The organism is Staphylococcus sp. 8AQ, from assembly GCF_902506595.1.
Classification (GTDB): domain Bacteria; phylum Bacillota; class Bacilli; order Staphylococcales; family Staphylococcaceae; genus Staphylococcus; species Staphylococcus pasteuri.
This window is the reverse complement of record NZ_LR733871.1, coordinates 745,585-768,349: the sequence shown is the minus strand read 5'-3', so window position 1 is coordinate 768,349 and position 22,765 is coordinate 745,585. Positions and strand designations below refer to the sequence as shown.

The window sequence follows — 22,765 nt, the reverse complement described above, 5'->3', positions numbered from 1 at the left end:
ATATATTTCAAATGACTAAAAACAATGTGAGTATGTCCCAACCTCTTTAAATTATATTTATAATGATTATATTTCTGAAATGACTGGAATAATCATTGGACGACGTTTAGTACTTTCGAAAAGTAATTTGCTAATTTTGTCTCTCATATTTTGTTTAATATCTGACCATTCAATACGTTTTTCTTGTAATCCTGCTTCAACGATTTCACGTACTTTTTCTTCAGCTTCTTTTAATAAGTCTTCGCTTTCTCTAACGTAAACAAAACCTCTTGATTGTATTTCAGGTCCCGCTGCAATTCTGCGATTTTTAGGATCAAGTGTAACTACTGAAATAAAGATTCCGTCTTCAGCTAATAAATGGCGATCTCTTAATACAATATTACCTACATCACCGACGCCGATACCATCGATTAATATATTACCTGAAGGTACTTTTTCATTTAATACCATATTTGTACCGTCATAATTAATAACATCACCTTTTTCAACAAGGAAAATCTTTTCAGGTGCAACACCTGCTTCAGCTGCTAATTTAGCATGCGCAATTTGCATTTTAAATTCACCTTGAACAGGTATAAAGTATTCTGGTTTCATAATATTAATCATCATTTTTAGTTCTTCCATACATCCATGACTTGATGCATGAATCTTTTTATTATTAGGAATAATATGTGCACCTGCACGTACTAATTCATTTAATGTATTAGCGATAATAACTTCCATATTAGCTGATGCTGTAATTGCTAAAAATACTGAATCACCTTTTTCGATGTTCATAATTTTATGTTTTTGTTGAGCCATTTGACTTAATGCTTCTACAGGTTCACCTTGCATACCTGTTGCAATAATAATGACTTCATTTTTAGGATAATTTTCAACTTCGCTAATTGGAATAAGTAAATCTTTCGGAATATCAAAATAACCCATTTTACGTGCAATATTAAATGAACTTTCTAGTGAACGTCCTAAGAAAGATACTTTACGATTTAATTGGCTCGCAATATTTAATACTTGTTGTATTCTTATAAAGTTTGAAGCATAGCATGATACAATAAGACGTCCATTTACTTTAGCAAATGCATCGTACATGTGATGTTCAATCACGTTTTCAGGTGTATTGTATCCTGGTTTTTCAGCTTCAGTAGAGTCACTGATTAAAGCAAAGACTCCTTCTTCTCCAATTTCAGCCATACGTTTAAAGTCTGGTGAGTATTGTCCACTTAAACTTTGATCAAATTTGAATTCACCTGTGTATACAATTGAACCATAAGATGTGTGAATACAGATACCTAAACTATCGGGGATACTATGTGTTGTATTAAAGAAACTAATATTCACATTTTTAAAACGCATAACTGATTCATGGTTAACTGAATAGTAACGAACTTTTTTATTAATATTACGTGATTTCATACTCTCTTTAACAAGGGCAATTGTTAATTTAGACCCGTAAACAGGAGCATCAACTTGTTCTAATATATAACTTACGGCACCCATTGCATGTTCATGTCCATGTGTTAGGAAAATGCCTTTTAATTTTTCTTTATTTTCAATGACATATTGAATGTCTGGAATTACGATATCTACGCCTAACATTTCATCTTCTGGAAACATTAAACCAGCATCAAGCATAAACATCTCATCGTCTACTTCAACGATATACATATTTTTCGCAATTTCTCCTACACCACCAAGTGGTATGATGCGAATGTCTTTATTTTTTTTCTTTATTAAACTCAAAATGTTACCTCCTATATTTTATCCCCGTCCATATATAAACTCACCATTTATTATAAGTTAAAATGGGCTTTATGTACACTATTAATCAATGTCATCACTGCTTTAATATAAAAGGTTAGCGAAATATAAAAAGATTGGAACCCTTTATAAAGATTCCAATCATTTAAACAATATTATTTTTCGTTTATAGCTTTATGTGAAGCGTTGACACGACCTTGTTTGTCAATTTCAGTTACTTTAACTTCAATTGTGTCTCCAATTTTCAACACGTCTTCTACTTTATTAATACGTTCAGTAGAAATTTGTGAGATGTGTAATAACGCATCTTTACCTGGGAATAATTCAACGAAAGCGCCGTATTTTTCAATACGTTTAACTTTAGCATTGTATACTTGACCAACTTCAGCTTCACGAGTAATTTCTTCAATTATTTCACGTGCACGATTAATCATTTCTTGATCTACTGCACCAATAAATATTTGACCGTCTTGTTCGATATCAAGTTTAACGCCTGTTTCATCAATAATTTCATTGATTTTTTTACCGCCTGGTCCAATGACATCTCTAATTTTTGATGGGTTAATATTCATTGTAACAACTTTAGGTGCATAGGCACTTAGTTCATTTCTAGGTTGATCAATAGTTTGTAACATATGATCCATAATAGCTAAACGACCTTGACGCGCTTGTTCTAAAGCTTCTTCAATCACTTCACGAGTTAAACCGTCAATTTTAATGTCCATTTGGATAGCAGTAATACCTTCTTTAGTACCTGCAACTTTAAAGTCCATGTCACCTAAAGCATCTTCCATACCTTGAATATCCGTTAAAATAGTATAACTATCTTCACGAGTAACAAGTCCCATAGCGATACCGGCAACTGGTGCTTTAATTGGCACACCTGCATCCATTAAAGCTAATGTTGAACCACAAATAGACGCTTGTGAAGATGAACCATTAGATTCTAATACTTCACTTACGATTCTTACTGTATAAGGGAAATCTGAAGTATCAGGTATGATGTGCTTAAGTGCTCTTTCACCTAATGCACCGTGACCAATTTCACGACGTCCTGGTGCTCTTACTGGACCCGTTTCACCAACTGAGAAGTTAGGGAAATTATAGTGATGCATAAAACGTTTTTCTTCTTCTGGTCCTAGGCCATCAATTAATTGATAATCTCCTAAAGCACCTAATGTTAATACTGACAATGCTTGTGTTTGTCCACGAGTGAATAAACCAGATCCATGTGCTCTAGGTAAAAGACCAACTTCAGATTCTAATGGACGAATTTCATCAGGTTTACGACCATCAGGACGAATTTTTTCGTCTGCGATTAAACGTCTTACTTCTTCTTTAACCAAATCATTTAAGATTGCATAAACTTCTTTAATTAAAGTTTCATTATCAGGATCTTCTTCATCGATAAATTCAGCAACAATGTCTTCTTTTAATGCATCTAAATTAATGTCACGTTGTTGTTTATCAAATGTTAATACAGTGTCTTTTAAACCTTTTTCTTCTGTTAAAGATTTAACCTTTTCAACAAGTGCTTCATCTCTTTCAATTGGAATAAATTCTTGTTTTTTAGGTTGAATATGGTCAATAATTTCTTGTTGGAATGCAACTAAGCGTTTAATTTCATCATGACCAAAGAAGATTGCCTCAAGCATTTCGCTTTCAGTAATTTCGCTAGCACCCGCTTCAACCATGTTAACAGCGTCTTTATGACCTGCAACTTCTAGGTCTAAACGTGATACTTCTTTCTCTGCAACAGTTGGATTGATAACATATTTTCCGTCAACATAACCCACATTTACACCAGCGATTGGTCCTTGGAATGGAATATCAGAAACACTTAATGCCATAGATGAACCTATCATTGCAGCCATTTCAGGTGAGCAATCTGGGTCTGCACTAAGTACAATGTTCATAATTTGCACATCATGTTTGTAACCTTTAGGGAATAATGGACGAATTGGTCTATCAATTAAACGTGCAGTTAAAGTTGCATCATCACCTGGACGTCCTTCTCTCTTTTTAAATCCTCCAGGAATTTTACCTGCAGCATACATTTTTTCTTCATAATTAACTGTTAATGGGAAAAAGTCACCATCACGTGGCTCTTTAGAAGCAGTTGCAGTTGATAATACAACTGTATCACCATAACGAACTAAAACAGCACCATTAGCTTGTTTGGCTAACTGTCCTGTTTCAATTGTTAATGATCTGCCAGCCCATTCAGTTTTAAAAACTTTCTTCTCTTGAGACATTATGAATCTCCTCTCTAAATTCTATTACTTATATCATATCACTTATTACTTTCAATTTATATTAGTTCTTATTTGTTAGAGAATAAAAAAAGGAAAGTACCAATCGAATGGTGCTTTCCTAATTTATTATTAAGATTAACGACGGATACCTAATGATTTAATTAATTCACGGTAACGTTGAATATCTTTACCACGTAAGTAGTTTAATAAATGTCTACGACGACCTACCATTTTTAATAATCCACGACGTGAATGGTGGTCTTTTTTGTGCTCACGTAAATGCTCGTTTAAAGCTGAGATTTCAGCAGTTAAGACAGCGATTTGTACTTCTGGAGATCCAGTGTCTGCTTCGTGAGTACGGTATTCTTTAATTAATTCATTTTTACGTTCTTGTGAAATTGCCATTATCAATTTCCTCCTTTATTGTATATACACCTTTATCCGAGTTAGGCGTCGGAGTCTCGACCTACTAAGAAAAAGGTTGTGGTTAAAACGAATCAACTCGTTTTAATCAACTTTATATATTATATGATACATCATCACCGAAATCAACTGATAATAAATATTTTGCACGCGCTTTATCATCATTCATTTGTTCAACCAATGGATCTATACCATCAAATTTTATTTCCGGTCTTAAGAAATGATGCCAATAAACAACTACACGTTCACCGTAAATATTTTCATCGAAATCGAAAATATTTACTTCGATAACTATTTCGGCTTTTGCTGGGTCATGGAAAGTTGGTTTAACACCTACATTAGCAACTCCACGGAACAGCTTTTGCTCTGCTCCGATTTCCATACTTACAGCGTATACACCTTTTTTAGGTAATAAGTAATCATCGCTAGGATGAACGTTTGCAGTTGGAAAACCAATAGTACGGCCCCGTTTTTCACCTTGAACTACAGTACCTTTGATTTTATATAAGTAACCCAATTCTTCATTGGCTTTTTGCAGTTCTCCATTTTGCAATGCTTCTCTAATAGCAGTTGTTGATATTTTTTCTTCGCCTAGTTCTTGTCTACCAACTATAGTAGTGTTAAAGTCTTCTACCTCATTTAACACTGACATGTTACCTTTACCGAATTTTCCAAATGTAAAATCAAATCCTGCAATAACTTCTTTAACATTATTTTTAATAATATATTCTTCTATAAATTCTTCAGAAGTAACATTAGCAAATCTAGATGAAAAATTGATGACAATACAGTAATCAACACCATGTGCTTCAATCATGTCAATTTTATCAGAAAGTGGTGTTAAATAAGTGGTTCTTTTACGTTCTGGATTTAACACAACTGATGGATGCGGATCAAAGGTCATAACTGCTTTTTTCAATCCGTGTGATTGCGCTTGTTCATCTAAAGTTTGAAAAACTTTATCGTGCCCTTTATGCATACCATCAAAGAAACCAAACGCCATCGCAACGTTTTCATTTATTCTTTGATTTTCTTGAATTGGATGGGTAATTTCTATCACTTTCATAATAAATCTCCTTTAATTAAATACTTTTTTAGGTTTTAATTCTTCTGGTTTATCTGGATGTATGATATATATAGCCAACACTTTTTGTGATGCATTATCTACAAATACAAATTGATCATCATTAATGTTTTCGAACTGCTTTTTATAAAATTTTTGTCCGTTTAGGATGCGTTGTTTGATTTGATCATCTGTAACCATTTGTTGTGGTAAACCTTTCAAACCATATTCTATAGGAAACAATTTATCTTGTAACGAATCATGCTCATGCAAATTTTTAATATCTTCTAATGACAAACTTTGTTCTAAATTAAAGCCACCAGATTCAATACGAGTTAATAATGACATATGAGCAGGATACCCTAGTTTAGCACCTATATCAGTAGCTAGTGTTCGTATATATGTTCCTTTACCACAACTAACTGCTATATCAAAGTGACATTCTTCCCCATCAAAACGTAATGGTGAGATACGTTTAATATTTTTTATAATGGCTTGTCTTATTGGTCTTTCAACTGTTTCATTATTACGTGCATATTCATATAATCTTTTGCCGTTAACTTTAACGGATGAGTACATAGGTGGAATCTGTTCAATTGTACCTTCGAATTGTTTAATAACGTGATCTACTTGTTGTTCAGTTAAATCAGTTTCAGTAACCGATTTATGCTCAACTGTTTCTCCTGTCTGGTCTTCTGTAGTTGTGCTTCTTCCAATGGTTACTGTGGCTTCATATGCTTTCCCCATCTCCATAACATAATCGCTTACACGAGTTGCAGGCCCTACACAAATAGGTAATACGCCTGATACTTCAGGGTCTAATGTTCCAGTATGTCCTATTTTTTTAGTATTAAGTATTTTTCTTAACTTAAATACTACATCATGGCTAGTTAAGCCTCTTTCTTTAAATACTGGTAATATACCGTTATACATGGTTTCACACCTTTTTTATTATCAATATTATTATCCCTGGCTATTATACCACTACTAATTAGTAATATGATTCGTTTGATAGATATTTAAAATCTATTCAGTCATTTTATATGTATTTAGCCTGAGAAAAAAGTTTCCCAGGCTAAGTGTTGTCATGCTATATTTATTTATCTTGTTTGTGTAAATCTTGAATCATACGTTCGATTTTATTTCCGTATTCAATGGATTCATCATATTCAAATGATAATTCTGGAATGATACGTAATCTCATGCGTGATCCAAGCTCAGATTTGATAAAGCCTTTAGCTTTTTCTAATGCTTTAAATGTGTTGTCGACTTCTTTTTTATCGCCTAAAACTGTTAAATAAACTTTTCCTTGAGATAAATCATTTGTTAATTCAACATCAGTAATTGTGATAAAACCAACACGTGGGTCTTTCACTTTATTGTTAACGATATCCATGATTTCTTTTTTCATTTGTTCGCCAACACGTTCTGCTCTCATATTGCTCATCTTTGTCACCCTTTCTATATTTTTCTTTAGTTAAAATAAGAGGTGAGATCAAGGCAATTTTCTTTTTAGAAACTTAACGTTGTTTCAAAAAGTGTCGCCAGTCTCAACCTCGAATAAATCATTAATATAAATTATCTTTTAATTTCAACCATTTCGAATGCTTCAATAATGTCGCCTTCTTTTAGGTCATTGTATTTTTCAATTGTAATACCACATTCATAACCTTGAGCAACTTCTTTAGCATCGTCTTTAAAACGTTTTAGTGTATCTAATTCACCTTCAAATTGTACGATACCATCACGGATAACACGTACACCTGCATTACGTGTAATCTTACCGTCAGTAACATAACTACCTGCAATTGTACCAACTTTAGATACTTTAAATGTTTGACGTACTTCTGCTTGTCCAATCACTTGTTCTTCAAATTCAGGATCAAGTAAACCTTTCATTGCTGATTCAATTTCTTCGATAACGTTATAGATAACGCGATGTAAACGCATATCTACATTATCAGCTTCAGCAGCACGTTTTGCTCCTGAATCAGGACGAACGTTAAATCCGATGATAATACCATTTGATGCATTGGCTAATGTTACATCTGATTCATTAATCGCACCTACAGCAGTGTGAATGATACGTACGTTTACACCTTCAACATCAATTTTCATTAATGATGCAGCTAATGCTTCAACAGAACCTTGAACGTCACCTTTAATAATCACGTTTAAGTCTTTCATTTCACCTTGTTTCATTTGTTCAAACAAGTTATCTAAAGTAACATTTTTACTTTCTTGACGTTGTTGGATAACACTTTCTTCATGACGTGCTTCACCAATACGACGAGCTTGTTTTTCGTCTTTAAATACTACAAAGCGATCGCCTGCTTGAGGTACATCGTTAATACCAGTAATTTCAACTGGAGTTGATGGACCAGCAGTTTTAATACGTTGTCCTAAATCATTTACCATAGCACGAATACGTCCATACGTATTACCAACTACGATAGAATCACCTTGGTGTAATGTACCGTTTTGTACTAATAGTGATGCAGCTGGACCACGTGATTTATCTAATTCTGCTTCAATTACTGTACCTACAGCTTGTTTTTCTGGGTTAGCTTTTAATTCTTGTACTTCTGCTACTAAACCAATCATTTCTAATAAATTATCGATACCATCACCGCTTAAAGCTGAAAGTGGTACAAAGATAGTATCGCCACCCCAGTCTTCAGGAATTAAACCATATTCTGTTAATTCTTGCATAACACGGTCTGGATTTGATGTTGGTTTGTCAATTTTATTAACTGCTACAATTGTTGGAACATTGGCTTCTTTCGCATGGTTAATTGCTTCAATAGTTTGAGGCATAACACCATCATCAGCAGCTACTACTAAAATTGTAATATCTGTCACTTGAGCACCACGTGCACGCATAGTAGTGAAAGCTGCGTGTCCTGGTGTATCAAGGAAAGTGATTTTTTTACCTTCATTTTCAATTTGATAAGCACCAATATGTTGAGTGATACCGCCAGCTTCACCTGCTGTTACTTTAGTGTGACGAATTGAGTCTAGTAATGTTGTTTTACCGTGGTCAACGTGTCCCATGATTGTTACTACTGCTGGACGCTCAATTGCATCTGGATCTTCTGATTCATCATCGAAATAAATTGATAAGTCTTCTTCTTCAATAACAACTTCTTCTTCGATTTCAACACCATAGTCATCTGCAATTAACTCTAATGTCTCTTGATCTAATGATTGATTAATATTTGCAACAATACCTAATAAGAATAATTTTTTAACAATACCTGAAGATTCAACATTTAACTTATCAGCTAATTCGCCAACTGTAATACCTTCTTGGTACGTAATTTTTGATGGCATTTCTTTAGGTTCTGCTTGTTGTTGGTTGTTTTGTTTTTGGTTGTTCTTTTTATTGTTTTTATTATTTTTGTTATTCTTATTATTTTTCTTATTATTGTTGTTATTTTGATTATTTTGTTGTTTACCTTTGTTGTTTTTATTCTGACCACTTTGATTATTTGATTTATTATTATTTTGTTTCTGATTGTTTTGTTGTTTGTTTTCAGATTTTTTGTGATTATTTTGAGTATTTTTAGTGTTTTCTTTGCTTTGTTCTGGCTTGAACTTTTTGTCTAAAGCTTTAATTTGGTCGTCTTCTAAAGCTTGCATGTGATTTGACACTTCAACGTTCATACTCTTTAATTCATCTATAATCTCTTTACTCTTTAGATTTAATTCTTTCGCATATTCGTAAATTCTTTGTTTACTCATATAATCACTCCTCACGATATTCATCTATCATAGATAGCAATTTTTTGGCAAAACCTTGATCAGTTAAACCTACGTTTACCCTCTCACCTTTACCAATAGCTATCCCTAACTCTTCTCTAGTTCCAAATACCCTTAATGGCACTTTATAACTCGAAGTTTTATTTTGTATTAATTTCATAGTGTTAGGAGAAGCATCATTAGCTAATATAACTAATTTTATATTGCCTTTTTGCATATCATTGACAATAACTGATTCACCCGTTTTCACTTTGCCAGCTCTCATTGCAAGCCCTAAAAAATTAAATATCTTCTCATTCATTATTTTGGAATCTCTTCTCTATAAATTAAACGAATAACCTCTTTATAAACAGGTTCTAATTGTTCTTTTGACGCTTTAAAATATTTTTCTAAAACTTCTTTTTGTTGTGCGTTTTCTACTAATTGGACATCTTTAGAAACATAAGCACCTCGTCCTTGTTTCTTACCAGTAGCGTCAGCAAAAATTTCGCCTTCTTTATTGATCACAACTCTAATCATATCTTTTTTAGGATGCATTTCATTCGATATGATACATTTACGCATTGGAATTTTTTTCTTTTTCATGTTACATCATCACTCCAACCTATTTTTCTGTATCTTTATCTTCAACAGAAACGTCATCTGTTTCTTCTAATTCTTCATCTGTCTCAGCAGCTAATTCTGCAGTTGTTAAATTAGATTCTTCTAAATTCACATCATCAAATTCAACATCTTCGTCACCTGTATTGACTACTTCGTCCGCAATAGGTTCAGTTTCAATAACAGGATAAATACCCGCTTCACGTGCATCGCTTTCAGATTTGATATCAATTTTCCATCCAGTCAGTTTAGCAGCTAAACGTGCATTTTGACCACGTTTACCAATAGCTAATGACAATTGATAATCTGGAACGACAACAACTGTTGATTGATTTTCTTCATCAACAATGACTTCTAATACTTGTGATGGACTTAACGCATTTCTTACAAATACTTTAGGATCTTCATTCCATTGAACGATATCAATTTTTTCTCCACCTAGTTCTTCAACAACCGCTTCTACACGTGCACCTTTAGAACCTACACATGCACCAACTGCATCAATATCAGGATTTTCAGAATAAACACTGATTTTAGAGCGATCGCCAGCTTCACGAGCAACAGATTTAACAATAACTGTACCGTCAAAGATTTCAGGTACTTCTTGTTCAAATAAACGTTTTAGTAAACCTGGATGGCTTCTTGAAACATAAATTTGAGGTCCTTTAGTTGTCTGTTCAACTTTATTAACAAATACTTTGATTCGTTCATTTGGAATGTAACTTTCATTAGGACTTCTTTCAGCCTCAGATAATACTGCTTCAATACGGCCTAAATTTACGTATACATATCTATGATCAACACGATCAATAACACCTGTTAAAATGTCTTCTTCTTTGTCGATAAATTCATCATAAAGAATTTCTCTTTCAGCATCTCTTAAGCGTTGCATAACAGCCTGTTTTGCAGCTTGAGCACCTACGCGTCCGAAATCTTGAGGTGTTACGTCTTCTTCGTAAATGTCACCAATTTCATATGCTGGATTTTTAACTAATGCTGTACTAATATCCACTTCTTCTCTGTCATCGAATACTTCTTCAACAACTTCTTTTCTTGCTATAACTTTGAAAGTACCTTCATCCATGTTTAACTCTACTCTCACGTTTCTAGCACTATCATAGTTTTTCTTATATGCTGTAATTAAAGCTGCTTCAATTGCATCAATTAAAACTTCTCTAGGAATTTTCTTTTCCTTTTCTAAATATTCAGTAGCTAATAATAATTCATTACTTGACACGATTTTTCCTCCTCACCACGTTAAAGCATTACTGCGTGACGTGCTTTTGCAATTTTATTGCGTGGTATTTCTATCGTTTTAGTTTTAGATTTTTCTTTAACTTCTATTAGTATAATATCCTCTTTGACATCTTTTAAAATACCTAACCATTCTTTTTCTTTTTCAATAGGTGCATAAAGTGATACAAAGATAGGATGTGTAATTGCATCTTTAAGTGCTTTTTCATTTTTAATAGGTCTTTCAGCACCTGGAGAAGCAACATCAAGGTAATACATTTCAGGTATAGGATCGTTTTCATCCATTGCTTCGCTGATTTTTTCAGATGCTAACGTACAATCATTTAAATCAACACCGCCATCTTTATCTATAGAAATTCTTAAAAAATGATCTTTACCTTCTTTAACATACTCAATTTCAACTAGTTCAAAGTTAAGGTCATCTAATACGGGTTGAATAATAGGTTCTACTTGTTCAGCTATTTTACTCATACAGGCCTCCCTTTTAGGCAAATAGAAAAGAGCGGGTATATGCCCACTCTTTTGCCTGAGTTACTAATTTTTTAAGCAACATAAGTATATCATAAGTTTCACTTGTAAACAAATCACAGCATAATCACTATGGTTGTTCATTAAAATGAAATAGTTATTCTATAAATTGATTACTAAAATTAACTCTTATTTTTAATTTACATATCGAAAATTGATAATTGTGCTTTATCAGGTAAGCCTGGTAATGAACCTAAATCATCTAAGTATTCAATTACCTTTTGTGATAGACCTGCTTTTTTATTTAAGTCTTCTTTTGATAAAAATGGTCCTTCTTCTCGCGCTTCAACAATTCTCTTAGCAACGTTTTCCCCTAGTCCTGGAACAGCAATAAACGGTGGAATTAAACTGTCATCTTCAATTATGAAATCAAATGCTTGACTTTTTTCAAGACTGATAGGCTGCATGCGGTAACCACGATGTGCCATTTCATTCATAATTTCAAGAACAGTTAACACGTCTTTTTCTTTTTTGCCTAAATCCATATATCTTGAGTACATATCTTTAACTGTATTTTTAATACTTTCTTTATCTTTAATCATTGTAATTAAATCAAAATCAGATGCTCTAACAGTAAAGTATGATGCATAATAATATAGTGGATGATGCACTTTGAAATACGCAATACGAACTGCCATTAATACATAGGCAGCTGCATGGGCTTTAGGGAACATGTATTTAATCTTACGACATGAATCTAAATACCAATCTGGGACATCATTTTCTTTCATAGCTTCAACCATTTCATCAGTCAAACCACGACCTTTACGCACAAACTCCATCGTTTTGAAGGCCATAGAAGGCTCTAACCCTGCATACATTAGATACACCATAATATCATCACGACAACCAATTACTGATGATAGATCACAAATGCCTGCACGGATTAATTCTTGTGCATTACCTAACCAAACGTCTGTACCATGAGATAATCCTGAAATTTGAACTAACTCAGAGAAAGTAGTTGGCTTAGTATCTTCGAGCATTTGTCTTACGAATCCAGTACCGAATTCAGGGACGCCAAACGTACCTGTTTTACATAAAATTTCTTCTTCAGTAACGCCTAAACTTTCAGGACTACTAAAGATTTTCATCGTCTCTTTATCATCAACAGGTATCGTATGAGGATCAATGCCAGATAAATCTTGTAACATACGTATCATTGTAGGATCATCGTGTCCAAGTATATCGAGTTTCAATACATTATCATGAATTGAATGGAAATCGAAGTGTGTTGTCATCCAAGCTGAACTCTGATCATCGGCTGGATATTGTATTGGTGTAAAATCATAAATATCCATATAATCTGGAACAACAATAATACCACCAGGGTGTTGACCTGTAGTTCTTTTAACGCCTGTACAACCTTTAACTAAACGGTCAACTTCTGCGCCACGTTTATGAATACCTTGATCATTTAAATAACCTTTAACGAAACCGAATGCTGTTTTTTCAGCAACTGTACCGATAGTACCTGCACGGAAAACTTTATCTTCACCAAACAATACTTTTGTATAGTTATGTGCATTGGGTTGGTATTCACCACTAAAGTTCAAGTCAATATCTGGTACTTTGTCCCCTTTAAATCCTAAGAATGTTTCGAACGGGATATCTTGTCCTTCTTTAATTAAATCATTACCACATTGTGAACATTTCTTATCAGGTAAATCAAAGCCTGAACCAACAGAACCGTCATCAAAGAACTCACTCGTTTTACAATGCGTACAAATGTAATGAGGTGGCAATGGATTAACCTCAGTAATCTCTGTCATCGTTGCCACAAAACTTGATCCAACTGATCCACGTGAACCAACTAAATAACCATCATTTAATGATTTTTTAACTAAACGTTGTGAAATTAGATAAATAACTGAGAAACCATTACCTATAATACTATCTAATTCTTTCTCTAAACGATCAATAACTATTTGAGGTAGGTCTTCGCCGTATAACTTTTTAGCATTGCTATAACTTAATTCTCGAATTTCCTCGTTAGCTCCATCCATTCTCGGTGTATATAGTTTGTCTTTAATCGGAACAACACGTTCAATTCGGTCAGCTAAAGCATTAGTATTAGTTACTACGAGTTCATATGCTTTTTCTTCGCCTAAAAAGTGTAACTCATCTAACATTTCATCAGTTGTTCTAAAATGTGCTTCTGGTAATGTCGAACGATTTAACGGATTACCTGGTTGTGAAGCAATAAGTATTTTACGTGCAATAGCATCATGTTCATATAAATAATGTGCATTACCTGTCGCAATAACTGGGATATTCGCACTTTTACCCGCTTCTATTAATCGATTATAGATTTCATGTAATGTTTCAGTATCTCTGATAAGTTCTCGATCGATTAAATCTTGATACAATGCAGGAGGTTGTACTTCTATAAAGTCATAATATTTAGCTATTTTTTCAACTTCAGATTGATCACGTTGCATTACTGCAGTGAATAACTCACCTTCATCGCATGCAGTTCCAACAAGTATACCTTCTCTATATTCATTTAATAACGATCTAGGGATTCTAGGTGTTCTGTAATAATAAGTAACTAGCGATTCACTTACTATTTTAAATAGATTTTTCAATCCTTGTTGGTTTTGTACGATTAAAGTGACGTGTGAAGGTCTTGCCCTTTTATAAGCATCTTCATTGGTTAACTTTTTATTTATATCAATATGGTTAGTTACACCTAATTCTTTCATTTGTTGTACCATTTTAATGAAAATATAAGCAGTTGCTTCGGTATCATAAATGGCTCTGTGATGTTGTGTTAAATCCACGCCATATTTTTTGGCAAGGAAATTCAAACCGTGTTTTCCGTATTCTGTATTGATTGTACGTGATAATTCTAACGTATCAATAACTCCGTTAGTTGATGGTCCAAAGCCTAATCGTTCATAACCCGTGTCAATGAATCCCATATCGAAAGAAGCATTGTGAGCTACAAATATTGCGTCGCCAACCCATTCTTTAAATTCTGTAAGCACTTCTTCGATTTCTGGAGCATCTGTTAACATGTCATCTGTAATATGTGTCAAGTTAATGATTGTTTCGGATAGTTTTTCATGTGGGTTACTGAATCTCTCAAATTTATCAATGATTTCTCCATCGTGTACTTTAACGGCAGCTAATTCAATAATCTTATCGTATTGGTTTGATAAACCTGTAGTCTCAACGTCGAATACTACATAGGTAGCATCTTTTAAATCTCGATCAGTAGGTTTATATGCAATTGGAACGCCATCGTCTACTAACATACCTTCCATACCATATATCATCTTAATACCATTTTTCTCAGCTGCTGCATGGGCATCTGGAAATGCTTGAACAACATTATGGTCAGTAACAGCTATAGCTTTATGTCCCCATTGAGCGGCTTGGTCAACATATCCGCTAATATTAGGAATACCATCCATTTGACTCATTGATGTATGTAAATGGAATTCAACTCTTTTTTCTTCAGCTTTATCTTTTTTAGGAGATTTTTTAATTTCTTCTATGTCAGACATCATCATAACTAGGTCTCTGACAAATGTATCTTCTTCGATACGACCTTGTGCACGTACCCATTTACCTACACTTAATGCTTTGAAATGATCTAAATCATTTTTATTTTTACGTGTAAACATTTTTAACACTAATGAATCGGTATAATCTGTTACTTTTAATTCTACAATGTGGCGTCCACTTTTTAACTCTTTTAAGTTGATATCAAAAATAACACCTTCTACAGCCACTTTAAATTCTTCTTCGATAATAGACTCTATAGAACGTAGATTTTCAACTTGAATTGGTTTACCAATTTGACACTTATCTACATCACTTTCATTATTATCTTGTTGTTTAGCTTTTTCAGCTTTCATTTTTTCTAATTTTTCAGTAGCTTCTCGTGCACTTTGTTCATCTTCTTCTTGAATATGTGCTTCTAGTGACGCTAAGTCATCATCATGATTGGTATTATCTGTTTCAAACACAATTTTATCAATATCAAATCCGCAATTTTTAAATGCTGCTATTAAACTACCATTACATGCTTTATCAAAGTGATTACGCTCGATATCATTAGATACCATTACTTTTAAAATGTTACCTGACATAATCAAACGTTTTTGTTTTAACTGACCTTTAACTTTAGGTGACAATGCTGTTTGGTCAATACAATGCCCAAAATATTTGATAGCATGTTCATCTTGATTATCAGTATTTTTTACTGTGAAATAGCATTTTACAGTAGCTATTTCTTTAAACTCTTCTACTATTGCATGATTAAAGAGTAGGTAGTCTTCATGTGATAAAAAATGCGGCAATGTAATATGAAATTCCCATGTTCTGTTTTTACTTGAGACATCAATTCTTGTTAACTCGCCTTGCTCTATGATTTCTGAATCTAACTGATTAGAAATTTTAATTTGATCAGCAAGTACTTTAAATTTTTCCTGATTTGTCATTGCCAATACGAAAACCACCTTAAATATATAATTCTCTCGAAAATTCCCATGATTAATATGATATCAATGCTACAAATTATACTGATTTATGCTATGAAGTTCAAAGCAAATTTATATTATATTATACGCTTAAATGACTTATATTTCATTGATTACATTTTGAAATTTTAAAAGAAAATAAAGGAGTGGATAAGAACTCAATTTGAATTCGTTATCACACTCCTACTCAATGCTCGAATACTAAATAATGTAAATATTTCTTATACAATATTTATTAATCGTAATTTAGTTTAATGTTAAATATAAATCTTTAATGTAATCTTCTAATTGATCAATATGAATTTCTTCACTTTCTCCTGTTGAACGTTGTTTTACTTCAACAATTCCTTCTGAAGCAAGTTTACCCACAACAACTCGAATAGGTAATCCAATTAAATCTGAATCATTAAATTTAACGCCGGCACGCTCTTGTCTATCGTCATATAATACATCATATTGCTTCATTAATTGATTATACAATTGGTCTCCAAGTTCGCGTTGGTCATCTTTTTTAGGATTAATAGTGATTAAATGTAAATCAAATGGTGTTACTGATTTAGGCCAAATAATTCCATTATCATCATTATGTTGTTCAACGATTGCACTTAACGTTCTTGATACACCAATTCCGTAACATCCCATAATAAGCGGCTGAGCTTTTCCTTGATTATCTAAGAACGTTGCGTTCATTGCTTCAGAATATTTAGTACCGAGTTTGAATACTTGTCCTACTTCAATTCCTTCAGCAAATTGTGCAGCAGAACCATCAGCTAATGTTTCTCCTTCGAGAATGAATCTAAAGTCTCCAAATTCATCTACTTTAAAATCACGGTCTAATTGTACATTATCGAAGTGATATCCATCTTCATTTGCACCCACAACTAAATCAGATAAATCTTTCACAAAATGATCTGCGTAAATTTTTATATCTTTATCGTGAACTGGACCTAATGAACCAGGACTAGCACCCAATAAATTGACAATTTCATCTTGCGTAGCCATTTCAATATTATCAGTACCAAAATAAGCTTTTAATTTTACGTCATTTAATTCATGATGCCCTCTAACCAACACCATTATAAATTCGCCATCTACTTTGAAAATCATTGTTTTAACAATCTCATCTAACGGTCTGTTTAAAAAGTCTGCTAATTCTTGAGATGTTTTAACACCTGGTGTAGCTATTTTTTCCATAGCTTTACCGCTTGATTCTTTAGGATTGGCATGATATACGACTTCAGCTTTCTCAATATTCGCAGCATAGTCTGTCTCGTTACTATAAACAATAGTATCTTCACCAATTTCACTTAATGCCATAAATTCGTGAGTATGACTACCACCAATAGCACCAGAATCTGCTACAACTGGACGCGCATTGATACCTACACGTTTAAAGATGCGATCATATGCGTTATACATGTCTTGATATGTTTCATCTAATGAAGCTTCATCAGCATGGAAAGAATATGCATCTTTCATAATAAATTCTCTTCCACGTAGTAAGCCAAAACGAGGACGTTTTTCGTCTCTGAATTTAGATTGAATTTGGAATAATGTTATCGGTAATCGCTTATATGATTTTAATTCATCTCTTACAAGTGATGTTACGACTTCTTCATGTGTTGGTCCTAGTGCAAATTCGCGTCCATTACGGTCTTTTAAACGCATTAATTCAGGACCATAGGCACCCCAACGACCTGATTCTTCCCATAATTCAGCTTGCTGTAACGCTGGCATTAAAATTTCAACAGCATCCACGCTTTCCATTTCTTCACGAATAATCTTAGAAATGTTATTAAGTACACGAGTTGCTAGTGGTAGATAACTATAAATTCCACTCGTACTTTGTTTAATTAAACCTGCTTTTAATAGTAATCTATGACTTAAAGCTTCTGCTTCTGCAGGTACTTCTCTCATTGTTGGTATAAAAACTTTAGATTGTTTCATAGTAACTTTGCCTCCCTATTTATAAGAAATATCGTTGTATGTCATTCCAAGTAACTAAGATCATAATAATAATTACGAAAATAGCGCCGACTGCAATAATAGTCGTTTCTGCTTTTTTGTTTATAGGTTTTCTAAATATTGCTTCGTAGAAAACAAATAAAATACGTCCGCCATCTAATGCAGGTATTGGTAATAAATTCATAATTCCTAAGTTAACACTTAATAGTGCTGTATAAGTAATTAAATTAATGATACCTGATTTCACCACTGAATCCACATTATGGTATATACCAACAGGACCATTTAACATATCAAATGAAAATCCGCCTGTGAAAATACTAGCTATCATTCCGACAACAGCTGTAAATATTAAAGTGCCTGCTTTGAAGAATTGTTCAACACCCATAACTAAAGGTTTAAATACGGTGTGTTCTTTCTCTGGTATAAAACCAATTTGATAAACGGTTTCAGATTTATTTTTAGTTTGTTTGATTTCTCTTTTCTTAGGTTCTAAATCAATTGATTTAGTCTTGCCATCTCGATCAACTTTAATAGTTGTTTTAGCAGATTTATTTTTATCTAAAACCTTTTTAATATCATTGTAGTCTTTAACCTTATGATTGCCGACTTGTACAATTTTATCTCCAGCTTTTAGGCCTGCTTTTTCAGCTGGTAAACCTTTTGCCAAATCTCCTACTGTTGTTGTAGGTGTACCTTGATAATAAGCTAACCCAATAAATAAGACGATTGCTAAAATAAAATTGAATAATGGTCCTGCAAATAATGTTAAAAATTTAGGTAAAGGTTTTTTATGTGTGAATTGACGATCTCTTGGGGCAATTTGAATTAAACTACCATTTTCAACAAAATATGCTTTCTTAGCAATATTAAAGTGATGTCGTTCTTCATCATATGAAGTAATTCCTTCAATAAATAAATTATCTTTAAAATCACATTGTTTTACTTCAATTGCTTCAATTTGTTGAAATTTGTGTTGATCATCTAAGATGATATGTGTAATTTCATCTTGTTCATTTAATTTAATTTTAACGTTCATACCAGGTTCAACAGGTGGTTCTTCAAGTCCATCTCCTGCCATACGAACGTACCCACCTACAGGTAAAATTCGAATTGTATATAAGGTTTCATCTTTTCTAAAACTAAATATTTTAGGGCCCATACCAATAGCAAATTCCGGGCACATAATGCCTGCTCTTTTAGCAAAGAACATATGTCCATATTCATGAACAGTGACTAGTACACCAAATACTATGATGAACGCTAATATTGTAATTAAATAGCTCACGCGCTACACCTCAATTTTTTAAGTAATATTTCAATTTATAACTTCCATTAATAATAAGACAATAATAAAAACATTATATTACGATTACCAAATTTAGCATACAAATTTGGATAAGCATTTCAAAATTTCTAATTTTTCCATAAAAGTTATGTATAAGTTATGAAAAGGAGTTAAGAAATGATAATTCATTTCAATAACTCCCCCATTATAACATTATATTTATTTGAAAATGATTGATGATATTAAATTTGAATTAAAAGAATGTTTAATAATGGTAATACAAACATAAAGCTATCAAATCTATCTAATATACCACCATGTCCTGGTAAAATTCTTCCTGAATCTTTAACACCAAAATGTCTTTTAAATCCTGATTCTACTAAATCACCTAATTGACCAAACATGCTTAAAATAATAGTTACAAGCAATAGTAACCATACATTTAAGTTGAAGTCTACAAAAAATTGCATGAGTAGAGGTACTAATAAACTACAGAAAATACCACCTATAAATCCTTCAATTGTTTTATTAGGACTAATAACCGGCCATAATTTGTGTTTTCCCATTAAACGTCCAAACAAATAAGCACCAGTGTCAGTTAACCAAACAATCAAGAATGCAAATAATATATAATGTAAACCTTCAGAACGTGTTTCATAAAAATACATAAAGCCTATTCCTACGTATGCAACACTCATTAAACAAAATGCCGCATCCATAAAACTAAATCTATTTTTAGATAAAACAGTATAACTTAACACTATAAAACTCATAGCAATTAAACTTTTCAATTGAATGACTTGTACCCAATTTCCAGCATCTTGTGGCAACATAATGATAATTAATCCAATAGCACTAATAATCCCTGGAATTGATACAAATTTAATCATATTCATATTTAAAAGTTCTTTTAATGCAATTAATGCTAATAAATTAGCAAAAAGCATTAGTACTAATCCACCCTTTAATAGGATGGGCAAGAATATTAATAGAGCAATAATTGCTGTCAATGTTCTTACTTTCATACTACTTTACTCCTCACTCAATCCTCCAAAACGTCTTTGGCGAGATTGGTAAATTTTTAAACAATTTTTCAATTCTTCACCATCAAAGTCTGGCCATAATTTTTCATTAAAAATGAATTCACTGTATGAAACTTGCCAAATTAAAAAGTTACTTATTCTTTGTTCGCCAGAAGTTCGAATTAATAATTCTGGATCAGGATAATTTTGGGTCATTAAATGCTGATCTATCATCGTTTCATTAATATCATTACTATTAAGTCCATTTTCTTGAAGTTCATCAAATATCATCTTCATACTTTGGACAATTTCAGCACGACCACCGTAATTAATTGCAAAAATCAATTTCAATCCTGTGTTATTTTTTGTCTTTTCTTTGGCATGATCAATAGCTTCGATTGTTGATTTCGGTAACCCTGTTTGAAAACCAATTGTTTCTACTTTAACATTCTTTTCAATTAATTCAGGTAAAAATGTTTTTAGAAAATTAACTGGTAAATTCATAATATAGTTTACTTCACTTTCAGGTCTAGACCAATTTTCAGTGGAGAAAGCGTATAAGGTAAGATATTTGATACCGGTATCACTAGCTTCTCTTGTGACTTTCTTGATTGTTTGCATACCTTCATAATGTCCTTTTATGCGAGGCATTCTGCGTTTTTTAGCCCAACGCCCATTTCCATCCATAATAATAGCAACATGTTCAGGTATATTATGTAAATCTAAATCATTAAATTGATTATTTTCACTCTTGTTATTATTTCTAAGCTTTTTAAACATGGTCTTTCCTCCGAGCCTGATCATCTCTGTAATATAGTATAGGTTGTTTAAACAATCATCTACCATTTTATCATACTCATTTATAGCATTGAATAAGCAAATAAAAAAACTGTACCAAAGTCTTACTTGGTACAGTTTAGACTAGAATGAAAATAGCATCATTTTGTCTTTCAATTTCATCTCCAGATGTATTGTATCTGGCAAGATGAAACTATCGCATTAAAGTTTAATTACACTGACATAATGTCTTTTTCTTTATCATCTACTAATTGATCAATTTCTTTAATTGAATTATCAGTAGCTTTTTGAACATCGTCTGTTTGACTTCTTAAATCGTCTTCAGTAATGTCACCATTTTTTTCATCTTTTTTGATTTGGTCGTTTACGTCACGACGGATGTTTCTTATAGAAACTTTTGCGTCTTCACCGATTTTTTTAACTTCTTTAACTAATTCTTTACGACGTTCTTCAGTTAAAGCAGGTACAGAAATACGAATTACTTCACCGTCACTAGTTGGATTAACACCAAGGTTAGCAGCGTTTATAGCTTTTTCGATATCAGCAACAGATGATTTATCATATGGTGAAATAACAAGTAATCTTGCTTCAGGAACATTAATACTTGCTAATTGTTGCACTGGTGTTGGTGCACCATAGTAATCTACATTTACACCATTTAATAAATTAGAATTGGCTCTTCCTGCACTAATATTAGCTAATTCTTTAGATAAACTATCGATTGATTTTTGCATTCTTGATTTAGTATCTTTAATAATGTCACTCATTTTTTACACCTCGTATTATTTTGTAATTAATGTACCAATTTTATCGCCCATAACAGCACGTTTAATGTTACCCTCTTCCATAATTGAGAACACATTTAATGGAATATTATTATCCATACAGAATGATGATGCTGTTGAGTCCATAACTTGTAATCCTTCTTGTAACATTTGAATATGTGTTAAATGTTCATATTTAACTGCATTTTTATCTACTTTAGGGTCAGCTGAATATACGCCATCAACATTATTTTTACCCATTAAAATGACATCAGCTTCGACTTCAGCTGCACGTAAAGCTGCTGTAGTATCCGTAGAGAAATAAGGATTTCCAATTCCAGCCGCAAAGATAACAACACGTTTCTTCTCTAAGTGACGAATAGCCCGACGACGAATATATGGTTCTGCAACTTGTTTCATTTCGATTGAAGTTAATACTCGAGTATCGCAATCTAATTGTTCAAGGCTATCTTGTAAAGCTAAAGCGTTCATAACTGTAGCTAACATGCCCATATAGTCAGCAGTACCGCGATCCATACCTAAATCGCTTCCTGTTTTACCTCTCCAAATATTACCGCCACCAACGATGACAGCAATTTCACAATCCATTTTTGCTACTTCAGCAACTTGTTTAGCTACACTTTTAATGATCATTGGATTTATACCAAAACCTTTGTCACCTGCAAGTGCTTCACCACTAAGTTTTAAGACTACACGTTTATATTTTGAAGTTTGAGCCATTTTCTTATCCTCTCTATAGTAGAAATATGTAAAAGTATATAAGTAAAGAAGACA

General features: G+C 32.8%; 18 protein-coding genes. All 18 read right to left on the bottom strand.

Annotated elements, in window-relative coordinates:
• Window positions 1-66: 66 nt before the first annotated feature.
• Window positions 67-1,740 (bottom strand): ribonuclease J2, encoded by a 1,674-nt coding sequence (gene rnjB, locus GVY01_RS03870; protein WP_159333649.1) that lies wholly within the window; start codon window positions 1,738-1,740, stop codon window positions 67-69.
• 173 nt (window positions 1,741-1,913) lie between these two features.
• Entirely contained in the window at window positions 1,914-4,013 is a 2,100-nt protein-coding gene (pnp, locus tag GVY01_RS03865) for a polyribonucleotide nucleotidyltransferase (protein ID WP_159333648.1), read from the bottom strand.
• A gap of 135 nt (window positions 4,014-4,148) precedes the next feature.
• Window positions 4,149-4,418 (bottom strand): 30S ribosomal protein S15, encoded by a 270-nt coding sequence (rpsO, locus tag GVY01_RS03860; RefSeq protein WP_017638362.1) that lies wholly within the window; start codon window positions 4,416-4,418, stop codon window positions 4,149-4,151.
• Window positions 4,419-4,530: 112 nt separating this feature from the next.
• Entirely contained in the window at window positions 4,531-5,502 is a 972-nt protein-coding gene (gene ribF, locus GVY01_RS03855; protein WP_017638363.1) for a riboflavin biosynthesis protein RibF, read from the bottom strand.
• 12 nt (window positions 5,503-5,514) lie between these two features.
• Window positions 5,515-6,432 (bottom strand): tRNA pseudouridine(55) synthase TruB, encoded by a 918-nt coding sequence (gene truB, locus GVY01_RS03850; RefSeq protein ID WP_017638364.1) that lies wholly within the window; start codon window positions 6,430-6,432, stop codon window positions 5,515-5,517.
• A 163-nt stretch (window positions 6,433-6,595) separates the two neighbouring features.
• Window positions 6,596-6,946: a 30S ribosome-binding factor RbfA gene (gene rbfA / locus GVY01_RS03845; RefSeq protein ID WP_017638365.1), complete on the bottom strand. Its 351-nt coding sequence runs from the start codon at window positions 6,944-6,946 to the stop codon at window positions 6,596-6,598.
• Window positions 6,947-7,077: 131 nt separating this feature from the next.
• Window positions 7,078-9,243 carry a translation initiation factor IF-2 gene (infB, locus tag GVY01_RS03840; protein WP_017638366.1) on the bottom strand — a complete coding sequence of 722 codons (2,166 nt, stop codon included), beginning with the start codon at window positions 9,241-9,243 and terminating at the stop codon, window positions 7,078-7,080.
• 4 nt (window positions 9,244-9,247) lie between these two features.
• Window positions 9,248-9,562 (bottom strand): L7Ae/L30e/S12e/Gadd45 family ribosomal protein, encoded by a 315-nt coding sequence (locus GVY01_RS03835; RefSeq protein ID WP_017638367.1) that lies wholly within the window; start codon window positions 9,560-9,562, stop codon window positions 9,248-9,250.
• Window positions 9,562-9,846, bottom strand: a complete 285-nt coding sequence (gene rnpM, locus GVY01_RS03830; protein ID WP_017638368.1) for an RNase P modulator RnpM — start codon at window positions 9,844-9,846, stop codon at window positions 9,562-9,564. Before rnpM ends, GVY01_RS03835 begins: the two co-directional genes overlap by 1 nt.
• A 19-nt stretch (window positions 9,847-9,865) precedes the next feature.
• Window positions 9,866-11,098 carry a transcription termination factor NusA gene (gene nusA, locus GVY01_RS03825; RefSeq protein WP_017638369.1) on the bottom strand — a complete coding sequence of 411 codons (1,233 nt, stop codon included), beginning with the start codon at window positions 11,096-11,098 and terminating at the stop codon, window positions 9,866-9,868.
• Window positions 11,099-11,118: 20 nt separating this feature from the next.
• Entirely contained in the window at window positions 11,119-11,586 is a 468-nt protein-coding gene (gene rimP / locus GVY01_RS03820; RefSeq protein ID WP_017638370.1) for a ribosome maturation factor RimP, read from the bottom strand.
• Between the two features lie 197 nt (window positions 11,587-11,783).
• Window positions 11,784-16,094, bottom strand: coding sequence for a PolC-type DNA polymerase III (locus GVY01_RS03815; protein WP_108016803.1), 4,311 nt, complete (start codon window positions 16,092-16,094; stop codon window positions 11,784-11,786).
• A 285-nt stretch (window positions 16,095-16,379) separates the two neighbouring features.
• Entirely contained in the window at window positions 16,380-18,080 is a 1,701-nt protein-coding gene (locus tag GVY01_RS03810; protein ID WP_017638372.1) for a proline--tRNA ligase, read from the bottom strand.
• 19 nt (window positions 18,081-18,099) lie between these two features.
• Complete coding sequence (gene rseP / locus GVY01_RS03805) at window positions 18,100-19,386, bottom strand: RIP metalloprotease RseP (RefSeq protein ID WP_017638373.1); 1,287 nt, start codon at window positions 19,384-19,386, stop codon at window positions 18,100-18,102.
• A 242-nt stretch (window positions 19,387-19,628) separates the two neighbouring features.
• On the bottom strand, window positions 19,629-20,411 hold the full coding sequence (locus GVY01_RS03800) for a phosphatidate cytidylyltransferase (RefSeq protein WP_017638374.1): 783 nt from the start codon (window positions 20,409-20,411) through the stop codon (window positions 19,629-19,631).
• A 6-nt stretch (window positions 20,412-20,417) separates the two neighbouring features.
• Window positions 20,418-21,188, bottom strand: coding sequence for an isoprenyl transferase (locus GVY01_RS03795; protein ID WP_017638375.1), 771 nt, complete (start codon window positions 21,186-21,188; stop codon window positions 20,418-20,420).
• A 230-nt stretch (window positions 21,189-21,418) separates the two neighbouring features.
• Window positions 21,419-21,973 (bottom strand): ribosome recycling factor, encoded by a 555-nt coding sequence (frr, locus tag GVY01_RS03790; protein WP_017638376.1) that lies wholly within the window; start codon window positions 21,971-21,973, stop codon window positions 21,419-21,421.
• Window positions 21,974-21,988: 15 nt separating this feature from the next.
• Window positions 21,989-22,711 carry a UMP kinase gene (gene pyrH / locus GVY01_RS03785; protein ID WP_017638377.1) on the bottom strand — a complete coding sequence of 241 codons (723 nt, stop codon included), beginning with the start codon at window positions 22,709-22,711 and terminating at the stop codon, window positions 21,989-21,991.
• Window positions 22,712-22,765 lie beyond the last annotated feature (54 nt).